This is a genomic window from Bradyrhizobium prioriisuperbiae, from assembly GCF_032397745.1.
Classification (GTDB): Bacteria; Pseudomonadota; Alphaproteobacteria; order Rhizobiales; family Xanthobacteraceae; genus Bradyrhizobium_A; species Bradyrhizobium_A prioriisuperbiae.
In genome coordinates this window covers 3,609,970-3,627,441 of the sequence record NZ_CP135921.1, presented here as the reverse complement: position 1 = coordinate 3,627,441, position 17,472 = coordinate 3,609,970, and the positions used below count along the sequence as shown (strand labels likewise).

15 protein-coding genes are annotated in these 17,472 nt (G+C 60.7%); 5 read left to right on the top strand and 10 right to left on the bottom strand.

Annotated elements, in window-relative coordinates:
- Window positions 1–11: 11 nt before the first annotated feature.
- From RS897_RS17060 to pdxR, 10 genes are all read right to left on the bottom strand, one after another.
- Entirely contained in the window at window positions 12–392 is a 381-nt protein-coding gene (locus RS897_RS17060; RefSeq protein ID WP_315837686.1) for a cupin domain-containing protein, read from the bottom strand.
- A gap of 35 nt (window positions 393–427) precedes the next feature.
- Window positions 428–1,903 carry a 4-hydroxyphenylacetate 3-hydroxylase family protein gene (locus tag RS897_RS17055; RefSeq protein WP_315837685.1) on the bottom strand — a complete coding sequence of 492 codons (1,476 nt, stop codon included), beginning with the start codon at window positions 1,901–1,903 and terminating at the stop codon, window positions 428–430.
- A gap of 28 nt (window positions 1,904–1,931) precedes the next feature.
- On the bottom strand, window positions 1,932–2,453 hold the full coding sequence (locus RS897_RS17050) for a flavin reductase family protein (protein ID WP_315837684.1): 522 nt from the start codon (window positions 2,451–2,453) through the stop codon (window positions 1,932–1,934).
- Between the two features lie 130 nt (window positions 2,454–2,583).
- Window positions 2,584–3,147 carry a MarR family winged helix-turn-helix transcriptional regulator gene (locus tag RS897_RS17045; RefSeq protein WP_315837683.1) on the bottom strand — a complete coding sequence of 188 codons (564 nt, stop codon included), beginning with the start codon at window positions 3,145–3,147 and terminating at the stop codon, window positions 2,584–2,586.
- A 131-nt stretch (window positions 3,148–3,278) separates the two neighbouring features.
- The gene (locus RS897_RS17040) at window positions 3,279–4,541 is read right to left on the bottom strand and encodes an EAL domain-containing protein (RefSeq protein ID WP_315837682.1); all 1,263 of its coding nucleotides are present in this window, start codon (window positions 4,539–4,541) and stop codon (window positions 3,279–3,281) included.
- Window positions 4,542–4,801: 260 nt separating this feature from the next.
- On the bottom strand, window positions 4,802–5,278 hold the full coding sequence (locus RS897_RS17035; RefSeq protein ID WP_315837681.1) for a lipocalin-like domain-containing protein: 477 nt from the start codon (window positions 5,276–5,278) through the stop codon (window positions 4,802–4,804).
- A 129-nt stretch (window positions 5,279–5,407) separates the two neighbouring features.
- Complete coding sequence (locus RS897_RS17030) at window positions 5,408–6,568, bottom strand: S8 family peptidase (protein WP_315837680.1); 1,161 nt, start codon at window positions 6,566–6,568, stop codon at window positions 5,408–5,410.
- Window positions 6,569–6,633: 65 nt separating this feature from the next.
- Window positions 6,634–7,332, bottom strand: a complete 699-nt coding sequence (locus tag RS897_RS17025; RefSeq protein WP_315837679.1) for a hypothetical protein — start codon at window positions 7,330–7,332, stop codon at window positions 6,634–6,636.
- Window positions 7,333–7,364: 32 nt separating this feature from the next.
- Window positions 7,365–9,380: a peptidoglycan-binding protein gene (locus tag RS897_RS17020; RefSeq protein WP_315837678.1), complete on the bottom strand. Its 2,016-nt coding sequence runs from the start codon at window positions 9,378–9,380 to the stop codon at window positions 7,365–7,367.
- Between the two features lie 536 nt (window positions 9,381–9,916).
- Window positions 9,917–11,416, bottom strand: coding sequence for a MocR-like pyridoxine biosynthesis transcription factor PdxR (pdxR, locus tag RS897_RS17015; RefSeq protein WP_315837677.1), 1,500 nt, complete (start codon window positions 11,414–11,416; stop codon window positions 9,917–9,919).
- Window positions 11,417–11,819: 403 nt separating this feature from the next.
- Here pdxR and RS897_RS17010 point away from each other — a divergent pair, with 403 nt between their 5' ends.
- Genes RS897_RS17010 through RS897_RS16990 form a run of 5 tightly spaced genes read left to right on the top strand, consistent with a single transcriptional unit; the run spans window position 11,820 to window position 17,427 of the window.
- The gene (locus RS897_RS17010) at window positions 11,820–13,142 is read left to right on the top strand and encodes a lysine N(6)-hydroxylase/L-ornithine N(5)-oxygenase family protein (protein WP_315837676.1); all 1,323 of its coding nucleotides are present in this window, start codon (window positions 11,820–11,822) and stop codon (window positions 13,140–13,142) included.
- Window positions 13,139–13,480, top strand: a complete 342-nt coding sequence (locus tag RS897_RS17005) for a cupin domain-containing protein (RefSeq protein WP_315837675.1) — start codon at window positions 13,139–13,141, stop codon at window positions 13,478–13,480. The genes RS897_RS17010 and RS897_RS17005 overlap by 4 nt, the downstream gene beginning before the upstream one ends.
- Window positions 13,473–14,555 carry an NAD(P)/FAD-dependent oxidoreductase gene (locus RS897_RS17000; RefSeq protein WP_315837674.1) on the top strand — a complete coding sequence of 361 codons (1,083 nt, stop codon included), beginning with the start codon at window positions 13,473–13,475 and terminating at the stop codon, window positions 14,553–14,555. The genes RS897_RS17005 and RS897_RS17000 overlap by 8 nt, the downstream gene beginning before the upstream one ends.
- Window positions 14,552–16,207, top strand: a complete 1,656-nt coding sequence (locus tag RS897_RS16995) for a class I tRNA ligase family protein (protein WP_315837673.1) — start codon at window positions 14,552–14,554, stop codon at window positions 16,205–16,207. The genes RS897_RS17000 and RS897_RS16995 overlap by 4 nt, the downstream gene beginning before the upstream one ends.
- 2 nt (window positions 16,208–16,209) lie before the next feature.
- Window positions 16,210–17,427, top strand: a complete 1,218-nt coding sequence (locus RS897_RS16990) for an MFS transporter (RefSeq protein ID WP_315837672.1) — start codon at window positions 16,210–16,212, stop codon at window positions 17,425–17,427.
- The last annotated feature ends 45 nt before the right edge of the window (window positions 17,428–17,472 follow it).

The following is a 17,472-nucleotide window of genomic DNA, read 5'->3' as shown; positions in this document are numbered from 1 at the left end:
TTCGCCGCCGCTCAGACCGGATCGAAATAGTGCAACTCGAACAGGATGCAGCCCTTCTCCGACTTGAAGGGCCCATGCACTGCGCCGGGCGGGCGGCAGGCATAAGTGAAGGGCTGAAAACTCTCGCCGCCCTGGCCGCTCTCGTCATTGCCGACCGTGAGGTCGCCGGACACCAGGAACACCTCTTCCCAGTAGTCGTGCACGAAAGGCTTGGTGGTGTAGACACCGGGCTGGAACCGCAGCAGGCGGCTGCGGCTGCCGCGGCGATTGCTCTCATCGAGTGCGCCGGACAGAATCTTCTGCTGGATGCCGCTGGGATAGCCTGCGGGCACCTCCCATCCGGCCGACATGTCGAGGGTACGGAATTCGTCGTGGATCTTGTTCACGGGCATGATGATGTCTCCAGGGGGATCAAGGCGCGTCGGGATCAGGCGGCCGCCTGCGGGCGGTTAAGCTCGTCGGCGAGCTCATAGTCCGCGAGCATCCGGCTCACCAGCGTGTTGGCCGCATTCCAGTCGTAGCAGCGGAAGGAATGTCCCTTGGTCACGAAGGTCGCCCCCGCATAGAACATTTCGTACTGCTGGTGACGCGAGGCGAACTCGGAGCCAACCGCATCCCAGGCCAGCTTGTAGAACTTCACCTTCTCGATCGCGCTCGCCGCCGGCGATTGCTGCGTGCGCTCGACCAGCGCCGCGATCTCCGGATTCCTGAAATCATCGACCGATGACGGCAGCATGATCAGGCCGCCGCCGGACAGTTCGCGGATGGTGTTGAGAATCTTCGGATAGAGCTGCTGGGTCAGGGTCTGGGCCGCATACAGCGTATGCCGGTCGGGCACGAAATAGCGGCCGTGCTGGTAACCCTTGGCTTCCATCGCCGCCACCAGCGCGTCGATCATGCCGCCTTCGGCAGCGAGCTGCCCCAGCGTCTCGCGCACCTGCGGAAAATTCAGCACGCCATTGATCTCGGCGGCGCGGCGCGCCAGCCCGATCAGGAAACGCGCCTTCACCGACAGGCGGATCATCGCCTGGTAGTTCTGATAGACATGCGCCGGGGTCGCGTGGAACTGCTTCTGGCACATCTCCAGATTCTTGAAGATGAAGATCCGCTCCCACGGCACCTTGACGTCGTCGAAATAGAGCACGGCGTCGTTCTCGTCGAAGCGGCTTGCCAGCGGATTGTCGAACACCGACGGTGCCGCTGCCTCATAGGACTTACGCGACAGCATGGTCAGCCCCTTGCTGTTCATCGGAATCGCAAACGACAGGGCGTAGTTCTCGTCACCGGGCTGCAGCGGCTGGATGCAGGTGACGAACACTTCATCCGCCATGATGCCACCGGTCGCCAGCATCTTCGCGCCCCGCACCGTGATGCCCTCGGCATCCTGGTCCACCACGCCGGCCGTGAGGAAGGCATCCTTCTGCTGCGCCGCGCCCTTGGAACGGTCTGCCTGCGGATTGATGATCACATAGGTGAGATACAGGTCGCGGTCGCGCGCATAGGCGTAATAGTCGGACAGCGCCTTGGCGCGGTCCTTGTCGTAGGCGTCGAACACCTCGAGGCCCATATACATGCCGGCGATGCACGACGCGACGTGATCCGGGGCGCGGCCAAGGAAGCCGGCATGCAGGCCGTCCCAGGCCTCCAGCGCGCGGCGGCGCTCAACCAGCTCGTCAAAGGTTTCGGGCAGCTGCCAGATACGGTTGGCACGCTCGCCCGACGGCGTCGCAAACGTCATCAGATCACGGTTATCGGCAGCGGCGGCGAAGTCGAACAGTTTGCCGACCGACTGCACCGAGCGCTCGAATGCCGGATGCCGGGTCACGTCATCGACGCGACGGCCGTTGATGAACACCGTTCGTCCGTCGCGCAGTCCTGCGATGTGTTGTTCACCGGTTTTCATGATTGCTCCCTGCTGTTTCGTCTCGTGTTCAGTAGTGAATCGGAAGCGGCCACATCGGCACGCTTGGATTGTGTGGACTGAGGCTGTGGTATTTGCCGCGGAAGAACACCAGCGGATCGTCGTCCTCGCTGGCCGAGAAACGCACCACCCGCCCGATGAAGATGACATGATCGCCGCCGTCGTGGTGGGCGTAGGGCTCGCACTCGAAATGCGCGAGCGCCCCGTGCAGAAGCGGCGCTTCCGCATGCCCGAGCGAATGCTGAACGTTGCTCCATTTATCGCCGAGCGATTTCGCGAACTGGTTGGAGAGCTCCTCCTGCTGCCGCCCCAGGATATTCACGGCATAGCCCTTCGCCGCGATCATCGCCGGCAGGCTGAGAGCGCGACGGTCGACGCTGAACAGCACCAAAGGCGGATCGAGCGAGACCGAGTTGAACGAACTCATGGTCAGGCCGATCGCCTCATCGGCCTCGCCGCGCGCCGTGATCACGGCGACGCCGGTCGCGAACTGCGACAGGGCCTTGCGAAAGCTGCGCTGGTCGACGAACAAAGCCGGCCTCCCAAATAATAGCTTTGTTATAAAGCTATTATAGAAAGTCAGTCAAGCCCAAACGCGCGCCGTCGACCGCCGCTTAATGCGGCAGCGCAAAAAACGAGACGGTTGCGGAATCGAGAGAAGCTTAGGCCTTGCGCGCGGGCTGCGCGGCACGCACCGCCGCTTCGGCAACGGCTGGAGACTGCGCCATGAACGTCATCAGCGAGATCGCCTTGTCGCCGCACGGCACCAGCCGCGCCACGATCGAGGACAGCTGCCGAAATTCCTCGGCACTCAGGCAATCGAACAGCGCGTCGTTGACCGGGGCCTGCAGCGCGACCAGACCGTCCAGCAGCTTGCGGGCCTTGGGCGTCACGGTCAGCAGCACCCGCCGGCGGTCGGTCTTGTTGGTCCGCTTCCTGACCAGGTCCGACTTGACGAGCTTCGACACCTCAATGGTGACGAAGGCACCCGACAGATGCAGGTGCTCGGCGATCCGGCTGACGCCGACACCGTCTTCCTCCTGGAGATGCGCAATCGAAATCAAGGTCGTGTAGGCTATTCCCGAAATCCCGAGACGCTCGCCGAAGCCGCTTCTGCACTGATCGACCCGCGCACTGAACGCGAGGAAATTGTGAATGAAGCTGCGAAACGTGGAATCGTCGCCACCAGGCATCAACTCCGGTTTCGTGACGGTCGGCAGTGGCACAGTGATCAGCTCCTTGGCTAGGCCCGGGTCGGCGTTGGACGAATTAGGTCCTTACAATCATCGCCACGCCGGATTTTACAAGAGCGATCTTGGATCGCCGATCTGACCGCCTTCCGGGACCGTCCGGCCATTCAGTGCCGACGCATCGATTGTCTGCGGGATGGATCGGATTTGCGAAGACGTACCGCCCGAGTGAATTTTTCGCGGGACACGGGCGCCCCGAACAACGGCCCCTGGACAAGATCAAAGCCGATGCCTTGCGCGAGGGAAAATGCATGGGGCATATCGATGCCCTTGACCACCGCGCGCAGCCCAAAGCGCCGGGCCAGATCCAGGATCTTGTTGCACCGCGCGTATCGGCGGCGATCATTGGGGTGATCGGGCAGCAACGCGTGATCAACCCGGAGTTCAAGAACCGGGATCTCGTCGAACACGCTATGCGCCACGGTGTCATCTGTGAAATCATCGATCGAAATGCCAACATTGCTGCGCTTGACGGTGCGAAGAAGCGCCGCGATTTTCGTACGGTTGGCGATGAGTTCCGCAGCCCGGATCTGCAGCAGCAGCGTCGGCCCTGCCGGATGGCTGGAGACCAGCCCATCGATCTGATCGATGAGCCGCCGATCCGGAATGCCCAGAACCGGCAGGTTGACGACAAATCCGGGCCGCGGCTCATCGCCGAAGAAATAACTGCAATCCCGCATCGCCGCCTTCAGCACGAATTCCGACAGCTGGTCGAGATGGGGATGATCCTCCCTGCCCAGCGAATGCACGTGGGACACCGCGCGCTCAGTGGGATGACGCCACACGATGGTGGCTTCGGCCCCGCAGATTTTGAGGCGCCGCGCATCGACCTTGCCCTGGTACCACAATTCGAACAACCTATTTCGCAGCGATTCGGCGATGTCCACCGACCAACTGCGCGATTGTCGTGGCGGCAAGAATTTAAGCAGACGGTCATGCAGATCGACCGCACGATAGGGCGTCCCCAGCGGCGCGAGCATCGCCAGATTAAGCTGCCGGCCGCAAGACTCCACCGTCGATGTCGTTGTCGTATCAATCGAGCCGACCAGCAGGATATCTCCCCGAAAACGATGAGCTTGCAGCAAATTCAAGACTTCGATCGTTTCATGCGGGTCATCGGATATCCGTGAAACCACGACATCCGGAGCCCTGTCGAGCATCGCCGCGAGTTCGGTGGCGCTCGCGCACTCCTGCGTCCTGAAGCCCAGATCCTCAATCTCGTCACGAAGAAATGCACGGGTGTGCCTCTTGTCGTCCACCACGCAGATAACCGGCGTGGACTGGGCACTTTGAGACAGCGTGCGCAAAGTCTCCTCCCCTGAACGGATGATCTTTTTAATTTCAAGCCATCGGTCGACGCCGACGCTCACTTGCAGAAGTAACCGTGCTCTGTCCGCAGAGCCCCTTTGTTTCAATCAGATCGAAACGGAGCTTCAGATTCTCGATTGGACGCGTTTTACTCACCCGAAATGGTATGCACGACGCTCGAAACGCCCCATTCTCCAAGGGCTACAGGAGCGTGTCTAAAAATGGGTTCGGAATATCGTGACAAATCGAACGAACCGGCGATCGCGCCAAAGCGGTCGCCTGATATCCACAAGATCAATGCTTCGGTGTGTCGCGCAGCCGGCTATTCGACCCGTTCGTAAGTCGAGCGGAAGTAAAGATCAGGACCGCCAGCGGGATCCTTGATCGGGTCCGACGTCATGATCAGCGCGTTATCTGTTACTTCGAAACCGGAGAGGATCGGCTGCAGATACTGGACCGCGGAGACTTCAGGATAGAACACCAGCCTGTTGTCTCCGGTCAGCTTGTAGGTTCCGGCGGCACTGGCCATGGTTTTCGACCAGCCGATCCGGTCGGCATCAGTTATCTCGCCGACACTGGCTTTGCGATCCTCGGCGAAGAACATGTAGATCATACGCCCTGCCGCGGTGTGGACGCGATAACCCTTGGGGTGCTCACCATAGGTCTTGACCACCTTGTCGACACCGACTTGCCGACGTTCGAAGCTGATCATTTTCCAGACGCCGACAAATTGCGATGCCGCATCGCCGGCCACCGACGGACCGACCGAGGCCGGCAAGGCTCCGAGACCTATCGCCAAGATCAAGGCCGCACGGCACACGCGGAAAACAAAAGCGCGCTGAAACAATTGGACATCAAACACAGGTTACTCCATCGGTCATGGCAATGAAGCAACCTGTGCGCCAATCGGGGGAAATTTCAATGCTCGCTATTGCGGCGACGTCACCGAGCCCGTCCCGCGGTCGTTCGGCCCGAACGCCGGCAGCACCGTCTCAGTCATCGCGCTCGCCATCATCTTGGCAACGACGAGATCGGCGGTCGGCTTGACGGCGCCTGATTTTTTCAGGGCCTCCCACCACAGCGCGGCCACGCCGGCGACGTGCGGGCAAGCCATGCTGGTGCCACTCATGGACTGCAGGCCGCCGCCGACCTTCGCCGACACGATGTCGACGCCGGGTGCAGCGATCCGGGCCATGGTGTTGGAAAAATCGGCGATCTTCAGTTTGCCATCGTTGTCCCGCCCCAGCGCCGCGACTGAGACGACATCGCTCGCCGCCGCGGGCAGCGAGGCGGCGACGGTGAACTTCGGTCGGTTGCTTTCGTTCCCGCTTGCAGCGACCACAACGGCCGTGTCACCGAACGCGCCGCGCGCCTTGACGAGCTGCATCAGGGCGTCAAAAAATCTCAGATTGGAGCGATAGGACTCCAGCGCGTTGGATACAGCCGCCTCTTCCGGCAGGCCGGCCGCGATCATGCGCTTCGCCGCACCGGGAAAATCGAAGCCGAGCGACATCGAAATGACCTGGGCACCCTGATCGAGCGCCCATTGCAATCCGCGAAACATCATTTCGGACGTTCCGCCTCCCGTGTCGTTCAGGACCTTTCCGATCAAGGCCTTTTTGACGCCGCGCGCGATCCCGATCCGCGTTCCACCGACATCCCGGCCGAAGATAGTGCCCGCGCAATGGGTGCCGTGGCCATGCCTGTCGCCGTCCCCACTCCCGGTGAAATCCTTTTCGACGATATTCACCCCAGTGAAGGCCGGATGAGATCTGTCGATCCCGGTGTCCAGCACAGCGACCACCACGCCGTCGCCGCTGAATGCCGACGTGTCGGCCCTTACCACCGAGAGGCCCCAAACGTCGGCGCTCGCCGGCGCCGCGCCCACATCGAAGGGCCGGATCAATGTCACCGGCATCGGACGGGCAATCGCCGCCACGTCCGCATCCTGCGCAATGTCGCGGGCTTCCTCCGCTCCGATGTCATGCACTTCGATCTGGTGCTTGGGCGCATTGGCCCCCGCCTCAACACTCTCCAGCCCATCGGACGAATGGCCGCCGATCTTTTTCAGCACAATAAACTCAGGCATGCGGGCCTCCACATCGACGTTTGAGAATTGACGTCCGGTCGAAACCAACTCGACGCCTGCCCGGCTCAGGAGTGTTCCAATGCACGCTTGCGCGAGGCACTGACATAGGTCCCGAGCAGGTCCGTGATCGCACTGACTCCCGACGTGCCGCCGGTAAGCACCGCCGCCGTCAGCAAAATATCCACACATTGAAAAATGTGATGTTGCTCATGCGTGAGGCCATCGATATCGAGCAACGACTCCAGCGTTCGAACGCCGACCGCACTGACCACAAGCGCGATCATAAAACCGAGCGACAGACGCGCACGCGCTTCATCCTTGCGAACCGCGGCAAGCTCCTGCTCGGACGCCTGGATTTCCTCCGCGTAAGCTTTCGTGGGGGCCTCCAGGGACAGAGAGGCCGCAGCACGCGTGGTGAAGAAGTCGTTGTTTCCGGCGCGGACCGCGTCCTTGGCCAACTCCTTCGTGGTCCGCACATCAGCGCTGGCCGCCTGCAACTTGCGATTTGCCAGCAGCAGTTTGTCTTCCGCCTCGGTATGCTGGGCGCCGAACCAGATATCATTCACCACGGCGATCGCACGCTCGCTCATCGCAGTGATCACCAGAAGCCCGGCAAGTAACGACGGCAGCACCTGACCGAGAATGTTCGGCCTGAATTGCAGGCCGGTCGCCTTGCCAAGCCCGGCAGCCGCGAGGATGGCGATTGCAACGACCACGACAAACCAGGTCTTCTTCAGCGTGTCCTGCATTCCGGTCTCCAACATGCCTCGCTCGTCTGTCGATCGCACGCGGCCGGCTACACCCCGATTTCGCTGAACACCTGCCAGCCCTGCGTATCGTTCAGGTCTGGAGAGAAAATACCGTCCGAGCCGTTCGATCCAGGCAGGCCCTTCTGCAACCTGTGCAGCGCCTCGCCCGTGGCCGGGCTGAAAGTGCCGTCTGGACTGGGAAGGTTCAGGCGCTGTTGCAGGATCTTCACGGCATCGCTATGCGAACCCGCCCGTAACCGACGCAGGCGGCGTTGCGCGATTTTGTCGGAGGCGAGGCCGTCCTTGCGCAACCCCGACGCAAGACGCGCTTCCGCGCCCGTCAGCAGCATGTAGTTGAACGGTTTGCCCGGGTTTCCGGCCGGCTCCGTGAAACCCACCGCTTTGCGGAAATCCGCCCAGGGCCCGGCATGGGCGCCGTTTTTGAAACTGCCGACCACCGTCTGGCACCCCAGCGAGCTGAAGCCGGTAGGCTGGCTGAAGAATGTGGGGTGGATGTTGTCGCCGGGTCCGCAGCGATCGACCATGTCGCTCTTCTCATAAACGAGGTCATCGATCGAGCGCCGCACCAGCGCGATACGATGGGACATGTCTGCGTTCCGGAGCACGAAACATCCGGGCGTGCTCCGGTTCTTGGTGGTATGGGCACCGCAGACGTAGCCGTAGTATCCCGTCGGCAGCAGATTGCCGGCCGACCGCGTGTTGAAATAGAGCGCAACGGCAGCCTGGTTGGGGACCGTCGATGCCGGAAATACGCTGACTTTTTTGGCTGTCCGGCTCCAGACGCCGATGACGCATCGGGGCAGGATATGATCCGGCCGCTGATCGACCAGCACGATACCCTGCGGATTGGTGTGGTCCTTGACAATGCCTGCACCGCGAAGCCCGAACAGGATCGGCGTGTCTCCGGCCGCCGCGACATCGAAGTCATTGAGCGTCACCAGCAGCGCGAGGTCATCCGACGTCAGCGAGAACGCGAGCCCCGTCGGCAGATTTGAGCCGAGATGCGCATAGTCGGGCTGCACATTGTCCGCGGCCCATTTGGCGCCGGCGGCGGCCGCAGTAACCATCGTCCCGGCGATCGCCGCGTTTGCGATATCGTCATCCGTCACGTCTTCCCAGACATCGTCGTCGCCGGACCGTGCGTCGACGCTCGCTTCCGTCACCTCGATAGCGGCTATCGCCGGCGCGGGAAGCCCCGAGCCAAGACCGGCAATGAACAAGTCGGCTTCGTCGCTGCGGCGGCGTTTCATGCCGGTCTCGATATCCGTGCCGGCCCAGATCCGCACCATCGCTTTGATTTGCCCGGCAATGTCCGCGAAACTCTTCGCGACCATGGCAGCCTTGATCGCGCGCATCTCGCGATAGCGGTCGCGCGGATCCTTCGCCGGATCATGCGCCAAGCCGTAGGAGGCGCCGCGATTGAATGTCAGCGACACCAGCACGCCGAAACAATCGCCATTCAGCGACTTGCAGTTCGGCAGCGCTTTCTCGGTCATCAGGGCGAATTTGGGCAGCGTCTTCGCCTTGAACACAACTTCGGAATCGGACCACGACGCGATGACGTCGGTCACCGACGCCAGCAGAGCCTGCATGGTCTGCGCGGAATCCTTGCCGCTGTGATGCCCTACGCAAGCGTCGAGGGCATGGCGTTGCTGCGGCGTCAGCTTGGCGATCAGAGCGGCCCAGTCACGCCGGTATTCGTCGAGCCCCACATAACCGAGATCATAGCCAAAGCCGATTGTGATGCCTGACGATGCCTTCGGCCAGATCGGGCGACTCTTGATCACGCGCTCATAATAGGGTTTTCCGCCGGTCTCGTAGTTGACGATGAGCTGGAACGCGCGATCGGAGACGCGCGCTGCGGCCTCGATCGCCGCCTGCGGCAAATCCGCCGCAACCGTAACCGTCGAGAGATCGGCCACTGCGGCTTCGGCGGCGATCTCCTCTCGCTCCCGATAGGCGAGTAAAGCTGTAACGGCGTCGAGCTCCGCCGCTGAAAGCCCCAGATGATCATCAGGCGATGCGGTCGAGCCATCGGACATGTCAATCTCCCAGCTGTTTCAAAACGAATGTCTTTCAAAACGAATGTGTTGGCGTACTCAATCCATGGCGTGGACGACGGCTTGCTGCCCGCGAGCTAGCCGTTAATCAGATCGATCACCTTCGATCATCCGTCGACGGGAGCGTGTTCCCAAAGCAAGAGGGGCCGCATCAGCGCGAATGACGGGCCACCGACACCTCATCAAACGAATGGAAGCAACAGCAGATCGCCATGACGGCGCGCAATGTCGGACATGAGATAGTCAAATAAAGACGCTGGAAAGCGCTATAAACCAGTGCCTGGTGCGAACGGATACGCTTGTGCTTGCTTCGCACGATAAGTCCGAAATGAACGCGCATGCGTGATGTACATCACACTTGATCGGAATCGGCAAAAGAACGGCGGTGATCGTTCCGACCACCGGATCGACATCGTCCGAACCTCACTTGGAAGGCTGCGCGGCGAGGCAACATGGCCGCAAGAGCCGCCCATCCGCAGGGCCCTGCTGCAAGCTAGCGACATATCCCGACAGAAACCTCAGCCAGTGGTCGCGCTCTGTTCAAACACCTTGGCCAGCCTCTTTGTGCCGAGATCCGCTTCCCGGCTTGTAAGCCCCGCGAAACCAAACACGAGCCCCTGGGGAGGCTTCGGTCCAATATGCATTGGAGACACGGGCATGACCGTGACCCCTGCCCGCAGGGCGGCATGCGCGATGCCGACATCCTTGCGACCCGCCCGGAGCCGCGCAAGGAGATGAATCCCCTGGCGCGGTAAACTAACGTGCAAATGTTTTGCGAGACGCTCTTGCAGCAAGGGCACGAGCATGTCGCGGGAGGCTCGGTAGGCATCGCGTAACCGCCGCAGATGGCCTGAAAAATGGCCCTCGGCCAGAAAATCCGCGACGACCAATTGGTGGAAAGGAGCAGGAAAACGATCGAGCAGCGCTCGCATTGCCCGGAAAGCCGGTACCAGGTCGATCGGCACCACCAGATACCCGATGCGCAAGCCGGGCAGCAGAGCCTTACTGAAGGTTCCGATATATATGACTCGGTCGTGCTCATCGATCCCCTGCAGTGCGGCGAGGGGACGCTCGTCATAACGGAATTCGCTGTCGTAGTCGTCTTCCAAGATCCAGGCACCCGTTGACGTCGCCCAATCCAGGAGCGCCAGACGCCGAGCCATGGAGAGGACCGCTCCGGTTGGATATTGGTGTGAAGGTGTCACATAGACCGCACGGGGTTTTTCAGCGAGGCCGGCAAGCACCGAAACGTCGATGCCATTGTCATCGACTGGCACGGGGGAGAGCCTGGCGTTATGGGCCATGGCCGCAAGCCGAGCCGGCGGATAACTCGGATTCTCGATGGCCATCACGTCGTCGGGATTGATCAAGGTGCGAATGGCGAGATCGATCGCCTGCTGCGAGCCGGCTGTGATGAAGATACGGTCCGGCTCGCAGCGTACACCGCGGGCCGCCCTTAGATAGATGGATACCGCCTCGCGGAGCCACCCCTCTCCCTGTGGATCGCAATAGTGGCCCGCCAGGACCGCGAGATGGCGATTACCAATGCGCTTGAGAATTCCGCGCGTTCTTTCATCCAGCACGGCTCGGCCCATAACGAAGGCGTCCTGAGGTGGCACATCGAGCAACCTCGGCTCCTTGATAATCGCAAGGGCGGCACGAGAAAGAGAACATTCCAACCCGGTGCCCGCCGGCCCACTGCGGCTGGGACGGCTCGGGCGGCTCGCTCGGTTCGGCACATCGGCCGCCACATAGGTGCCCGAACCCAGCCGACCATCGGCAAAGCCCTCACCCAACAACGTCTCATAGGCTTCGATGACCGTCCCTCGCCCGACGTTCCAGAGTCGCGCCGCGGTGCGGGTGGAAGGTAGCCGCGCATTGGCTTGCAAGCGCCCCCCGAGAATCGCCGCGCGTATCGCGAGATAGAGTTGACGAGCAACCGGCAGATCGGACGACCGATCAACAGCGATATCGACCAGATAACCGCTGTCCTCTCGCCGGCGCGAGCTTGTTGCCAACACTTCCCCCAATCGCAAGTGGTTCGTGGAGACAAATCGAAGTGGATCTGTCTATTTGCCCACAATCGCTGAATGATAGACCCAGTTTTAGACTAAGGGCTACCTTCTAACAATCAAAACACGAACATTTGCTGGGGAGGAATACTATGACGGATGCCGATCTCACGGCCCGCAAGCCTATGCCCGCGGTCGTCCTTGGCGGATCGATCGACACCCGCAATGTCACGAAGATGCAGGGTACCGTCATCGGCGCTGCCGAATAGGCAAGGCTAAACAACATCCAAAGCTAAACAGCATTCAAGGCTGAACGATATCGCGGTCGCCATTGAGCCGGGCGTCAGACTGTGGCCGATGGTTACTCATCGAAACTAACAAACCCGCGCAGCGGAAAAGGGTTGGAATCATGGCAGCTGCCACAGCCGGCATCTACGATGTTATCGGTATCGGCATAGGACCCTTCAATCTGAGCACTGCAGCTCTTCTCGATGGCGTTCCGCATCTTGCCAGTGCATTTTTCGAACGCAAGAGCGCTTTTACCTGGCATCCAGGCCTCCTCTTCCGTGACGCCCTCTTGCAGACATCTTTCCTCAAAGACCTTGTCTCCTTTGCCGACCCGACGAGCCGACATTCCTTTATCAACTTTCTGCATTCACATCGGCGCCTGCATCAATTCATCAATGCCGACTTCGACCGCATCACACGAGCGGAGTTCACTGAGTACATGTCATGGGTGGCGTCACGCCTGCCCAATCTTCACTTCGGACAAGGCGTCGAACAGCTAACCCATCGCGACGGCCTGTTTGTCGCCCGCATCGAGCCCAATCTCGAGGTGTTGTGCAAGCACGTCGTTGTCGGGATCGGCCGCCGTGACCGAATCCCCGCCTGCGCCAGGCAACATCTCGGTGCCTCCGTCTTCCACGCCGGGAGATTCCTCGAACGCATCGCAAACGTGCCACCGCCACGCACCGTAACAGTCGTGGGCGGCGGACAAAGCGCGGCCGAGATTTTCCTCCACTTCGTCCGCAGCAACGGCAGCGGCGCCCCGGTCAACATCAACTGGGTGACACGCCGTTACAACTTCAGTCCGCTCGACGAAACGCCCTTCACGAACGAGTATTTCACACCATTATACGCGGAATATTTCCACGGCATGGATCTCGGCAGCCGCCGGGATGCCCTTGCAACGCAAAAACTCGCGAGCGATGGCATCTCGTCCAGCACCTTGCGTGAGATCTATCAGGAGATCTATCGGGCAAAATACCTCGAACGCCGCAATGTCAATTTGCGACTCCTGGTCGATCAGGAGCTAACAGATCTGCAGCGCGTCGGTGCGGAATCGCAGCTGACCTTCTCCGATACGAAGACAGGCGCACCAACCAGTCTCACTTCCGACCTGGTGGTGTTGGCGACGGGTTACGAGGCTTTCATTCCGCCCTTCCTTGAGAACATCGCACACATGTTCGAGATCGAGGACGGATACCTGCGCCTCCGGCGCGACTTCTCAGCACAGTGGCGCATGCCATGCAGCAACCGCCTCTACCTGCAGAACGCGGCGCAACAGACCCATGGCGTCGCAGACCCCAATCTGAGTCTCATGGCTTGGCGCAGCGCCACGATTATCAACAGCCTGCTGGGGTATGAGCATTTCCAGACCCCGCAGAGCGACCAGTTCATCGAAAGGACGTTGTCGCTCATATCGCAGCAACAAGTGAAGCAAGCCCTATGATCAAAAGCTCATTGATGTCGGTCCACCACGTTGAGGACTACCCCGGCGGGACGCGCCTCAAAGAACTTGACTTCAACGACGGCGACACCTGGGCAGCGCCATTCAAGGCGGGCATCGTCACTGTCCCGCCCGCCGCCACCACGCCCATGGACGAACACGCGATGCGCGAATGCTGGGTCGTCATTTCCGGCCGCGGTGAACTCATCTCGGCTGGGGAAACCGTGCAGCTTGAGCCGGGGTCGGTCACTTATTTCCAGTCCCAACGCCCTCATCAGCTACGCAATGTCGGTGATCAGGAGTTGAAGCTCTTCTCCGTGTGGTGGAACGCGCATGGCTGACGAATTCGACAACGAATTCGACTTGGCGGTGGTCGGCGCCGGGATTGTGGGCATGATGGTTGCCTGCATTGCCAAGCGAACGCATCCTGCCCTCAGTATCGCTGTTCTCGATCGATCGCTCGCCGGCAGTGGCACGTCTCTCTATGGCGGCGCCGTCCGCATTCCGTTCGGTATCACAGATACACATCGCCGCTTCGTTCGGCGCAGCGAGGAAATCTTCGCAGATCTGGACCGCTGGGCCGGCCCCCTGCCGGCTCGCAAAATTCCCGTGTTCTGGGTTGCCGGGGCAGATCGCATGGCCGCGTTCCGCATGCTGTTGACGAGCGACGCCGCACATTCCCCGACAGCGGACGAGATGGCTGCCCTGCAACACAGCCTGCCGGTCCTGTCCCTCTCCCCCGACGATGCAATTCTTGTCGATACGGCGGCCTGGCATGGCAATCCGAGCCAAACGGTCATGCATCTGCTCGCCCGACTCCGGCAACTCCCCGACGTCGCCTGTTACGAGGGAGTTCACGTGACGGCGCTCACTGACCGCCCCGACGGCTGCGACATCTTCACAGCCGACGGCCAGGTCATTCGCAGCCGCCATCTGGTGCGCGCCACCGGTCCCTGGCTGAACCTGCATCAGCAGCGCCTTCCGGAGAACGGGCTGCGAATCAAAAAGGTTGCTGCCCTGCACGCCGATCTTGCGGCGACGACTGACGACCCTATCGTCTACTTCGCGGAAGACGACGCCTATCTCCTTCCCGATCCCCAGAACGGGCGCTGGATATTCTGCTTTGCCAGCGAAGACTGGGACGTTGAGCCAGAGATCTCTCGGCTGTCCCTCAGCGCACGCGACCGCGCCACGGCGGCTCGCACTTTGACACGTTACGCACCGGCACTGCTGGACCGAACCCGGGGAGGCCGCGTCTTCTGCGATGCCTATAGCCCCACACGCGTGCCGGCCATTGCCCGCGACCCGCAGTCGCCGCGTGTCGCACACGCCCTCGCCTGCTCCGGATCCGGCTATCGCCTATCGCCGGCAATTGCCGAAGCAGCGCTCGACCTCCTCGGAGATACCCTGCAATGACACCAGCCAGTCCCGACGGCCACCAGACCCCAGGAACTCACTTGGCCCGCAGATTGACCGGCGAACCGCGTCGACATCTGATCATCCCCGTGATGCCGACGCCGAACGGCCGGCTGCATCTCGGCCACGTCGCCGGGCCATTCCTGAAATGCGATGTACTGGCGCGACACCTCCGACGCGCGGGACACGAAGTCTGGATTATCTCCGGATCCGATGCATACGAATCCTACGTGCTGCTGAAGAGCGGGCAGACCGGCGAAACTCCCGCCGAGATCGCCCGGATGAACCACCACCTGATTGATCAGGACCTGCATAGCCTCGACATCGTCTACGACGAATGGATTTCTCCGCTGCATCCGCAGTGGAAGGACCTCCATGACGGCATGCAGCTCGATGTGCTCCGCCATTTCACGGAAACTGGAAAAGCCGTGCGGCGGTTGGAAAAGGTACCATACGATCCGAAAGACAACCGCTTCATCATGGGATGTTGGCTGCTCGGACGCTGTCCGGTTTGCGGAGCGAACGCAGGCGGATATTGCTGCGAGAACTGCGGCGCGCACTTCAGCCCTGAAGAGATCCAAAGTCCGCGCAGTCGCGGTGGCGGTGCCACTTCGGAGGTCGAAGTGGAGAGCCTGTTCCTCAAATTATCGGATCCGGAAAAAATCCGGGAAATCGTCTCCCGCATGCATCTACCCGATGCATTCACACGGGCGGCGGATGTCTATCTTCAACACAAGACGGATGTGCGGCTAACCAATCCAGGGCGCTGGGGCGTTGCATGGCCGGTGGCCGCCGGTGATCTGCCCCATGTCGTGTACAGCCATACGGGTCTCTTCAGTTACTCACTCACGTGCGGGAGCGTCTATCAGCAGCTCACATCGGATCCGGTCCATCCATTCCATCCAGACTCCAACGTTGTCACCATCGCGACGTTCGGCCTCGACAACGCTTCATTCTATCTGATCGGCGTACTCGGCAGCGCGCTCGAGCACACTGCCTACAGACCGTTCGATCACTATCTGGGCAACTACTTCCTCAATCTGGAGAACCATAAGTTCTCAACCAGTCGGAACCATGTCATTTGGGCGTCCGACCTGGTGGGCCGCACATCGATATCAAGCGATCTCGCTCGCATGTTCCTGGCAAGGATCAGCCCCGAAGAGTGGGTGAGCAATCTCGATATCGACGAGCTCGTTTCCTTCGTTAACGAGGATTTCGGCGCCAGCCTCCAGGCAACTCTCGCGGCCGCGTCCCGCCAGATTGAATGCGAGGTCGAGCCGACCTCTCCCCCGCCAGCCCTGATGGATGCTTTCGTGGAGGCGCTCAAGGCCCAGATCGCGGCTCTCTCTCCCAACAATTTCTCGCTCCGCCGAGCCGTGCGCGCTATCGAGGACTGGCTGGCATCGGGCATGTCCTACTGTGATACACCCGCCCGCGCATATTGGTGGCTCAAGAGCTTCGCTCTGCTCGTACATCCGCTGATGCCTCGCCTCGGCGAAGACCTCTGGCAAAAGCTAGGCCATGCAGATCAGCCGACAATGGCAAAGTTCTTCGACGAGACCGAGCCGCTTCGCCGCCCCCTCAACTATCGACATACGCCAACATCGCGCGAAGAAATTCTGACGGCCACCGCACTGCAGAAAGAGGACTGATCATGACATCTTCCGCTCCGATGTCGCAGAGCTTTCTTAGGGCGCTGGTCTACCTCGCCTGCCTGTGCATCGCATCCGCTTACGGTTTGTTCTTCACCTTGCCACTCTACATCAAGGCTCTTGGAGGAAACGAGGCGGTGGTCGGCAACATTCTCTTTGCTGGTGCGTTCGGCACACTTCTGTGCGTGGCGCTCGCCAATCAAATGATGAAGCTCTGGCGCCTGCACGCCAGCATAACGATCGGCGCCTCCTGTTATGCGGCAGGCGCAGCGCTCTTCGCCTTTGTGCACGCCATATCACCACTCTATTACGTCGCGGGATTTCTCCTCGGCGCCGGCTGGGGACTGACGTTCACCATCGCACCGATCATGCTGTCCGGCCTGGTAACCGACGCCAATCGAGGGGTGTTCTTCAGCATTTTGTCCGCATTCTACGCCATAGGGATGGGGCTCACGCCGGTGCTGGCGCAGCAGCTTCTGAAAATCGGCGTGGCGCACTGGCAGCTTTTCATCGGCGCAATGCTTTTTGCGGCAGCGAGCGCCCTGCTCTTCTACACCGCCGGCCGACGTCTGCACATCAACGCACCGACACGCGAATCGCTTCCAGGCGGCGAGAAGGCCGCGTTCCGCATGATCATGCTCTCGCCGGCGAGATATCCGCTGGTCATGGTGTTTCTCGGCGCCTGTGTATTCAGCTCCATGATGAATTTCCAAACGACTTTCGCTGCCTCGAAAGGGCTGAACTTCTCCATCTTCTTTATCTGTTACACGGCAGCAGTCATCGGAGCCCGCTTTCTCGTCAGCGGCTTTGTCAATCGACGCGAGCCGATGAAGACCACCATCGCGCTCCTCGCCCTTATGTGCTTGTCGCTGGCGATGTTCTCGATGGTATCGAACAACGAAATCCTTTATGGCGCGAGCTCACTGCTTCTCGGCCTCAGCTACGGTCTCGTCTATCCACTCATCCAGGCACAGGCCGTCAACGCATCAGACGAACACCTTCGTTCCCGCACGCTCGTCTATTTCTCCCTGTTTTACTTCCTCGGTGTATTCGCCTTTCCAAAACTGGGAGGCTTCATCATCGTCAGCGGCGGCTACCAGGCATTGCTCTTCGCACTGCTCGTAATGGCTGGCCTGGAGTTCGCCGTGGCCACGTGGCGTTACCTGACCTCGGCTGAGCTTGGCCTTGTACACAAGCCAACTCCAACAGAGCGAACGTAACCATGGCCAGTTCAGCCGATTGACCACCACACTTGAAACTCGCTT

Coding starts and splice junctions, on each gene's coding strand:
- RS897_RS17005 (WP_315837675.1), top strand. CDS start 13,139: ATGATCAAAAGCTCATTGATGTCGGTCCACCACGTTGAGGACTACCCC.
- RS897_RS16990 (WP_315837672.1), top strand. CDS start 16,210: ATGACATCTTCCGCTCCGATGTCGCAGAGCTTTCTTAGGGCGCTGGTC.
- RS897_RS17000 (WP_315837674.1), top strand. CDS start 13,473: ATGGCTGACGAATTCGACAACGAATTCGACTTGGCGGTGGTCGGCGCC.
- RS897_RS17010 (WP_315837676.1), top strand. CDS start 11,820: ATGGCAGCTGCCACAGCCGGCATCTACGATGTTATCGGTATCGGCATA.
- RS897_RS17020 (WP_315837678.1), bottom strand. CDS start 9,380: ATGTCCGATGGCTCGACCGCATCGCCTGATGATCATCTGGGGCTTTCA.
- RS897_RS17055 (WP_315837685.1), bottom strand. CDS start 1,903: ATGAAAACCGGTGAACAACACATCGCAGGACTGCGCGACGGACGAACG.
- RS897_RS16995 (WP_315837673.1), top strand. CDS start 14,552: ATGACACCAGCCAGTCCCGACGGCCACCAGACCCCAGGAACTCACTTG.
- RS897_RS17025 (WP_315837679.1), bottom strand. CDS start 7,332: ATGTTGGAGACCGGAATGCAGGACACGCTGAAGAAGACCTGGTTTGTC.
- RS897_RS17060 (WP_315837686.1), bottom strand. CDS start 392: ATGCCCGTGAACAAGATCCACGACGAATTCCGTACCCTCGACATGTCG.
- RS897_RS17030 (WP_315837680.1), bottom strand. CDS start 6,568: ATGCCTGAGTTTATTGTGCTGAAAAAGATCGGCGGCCATTCGTCCGAT.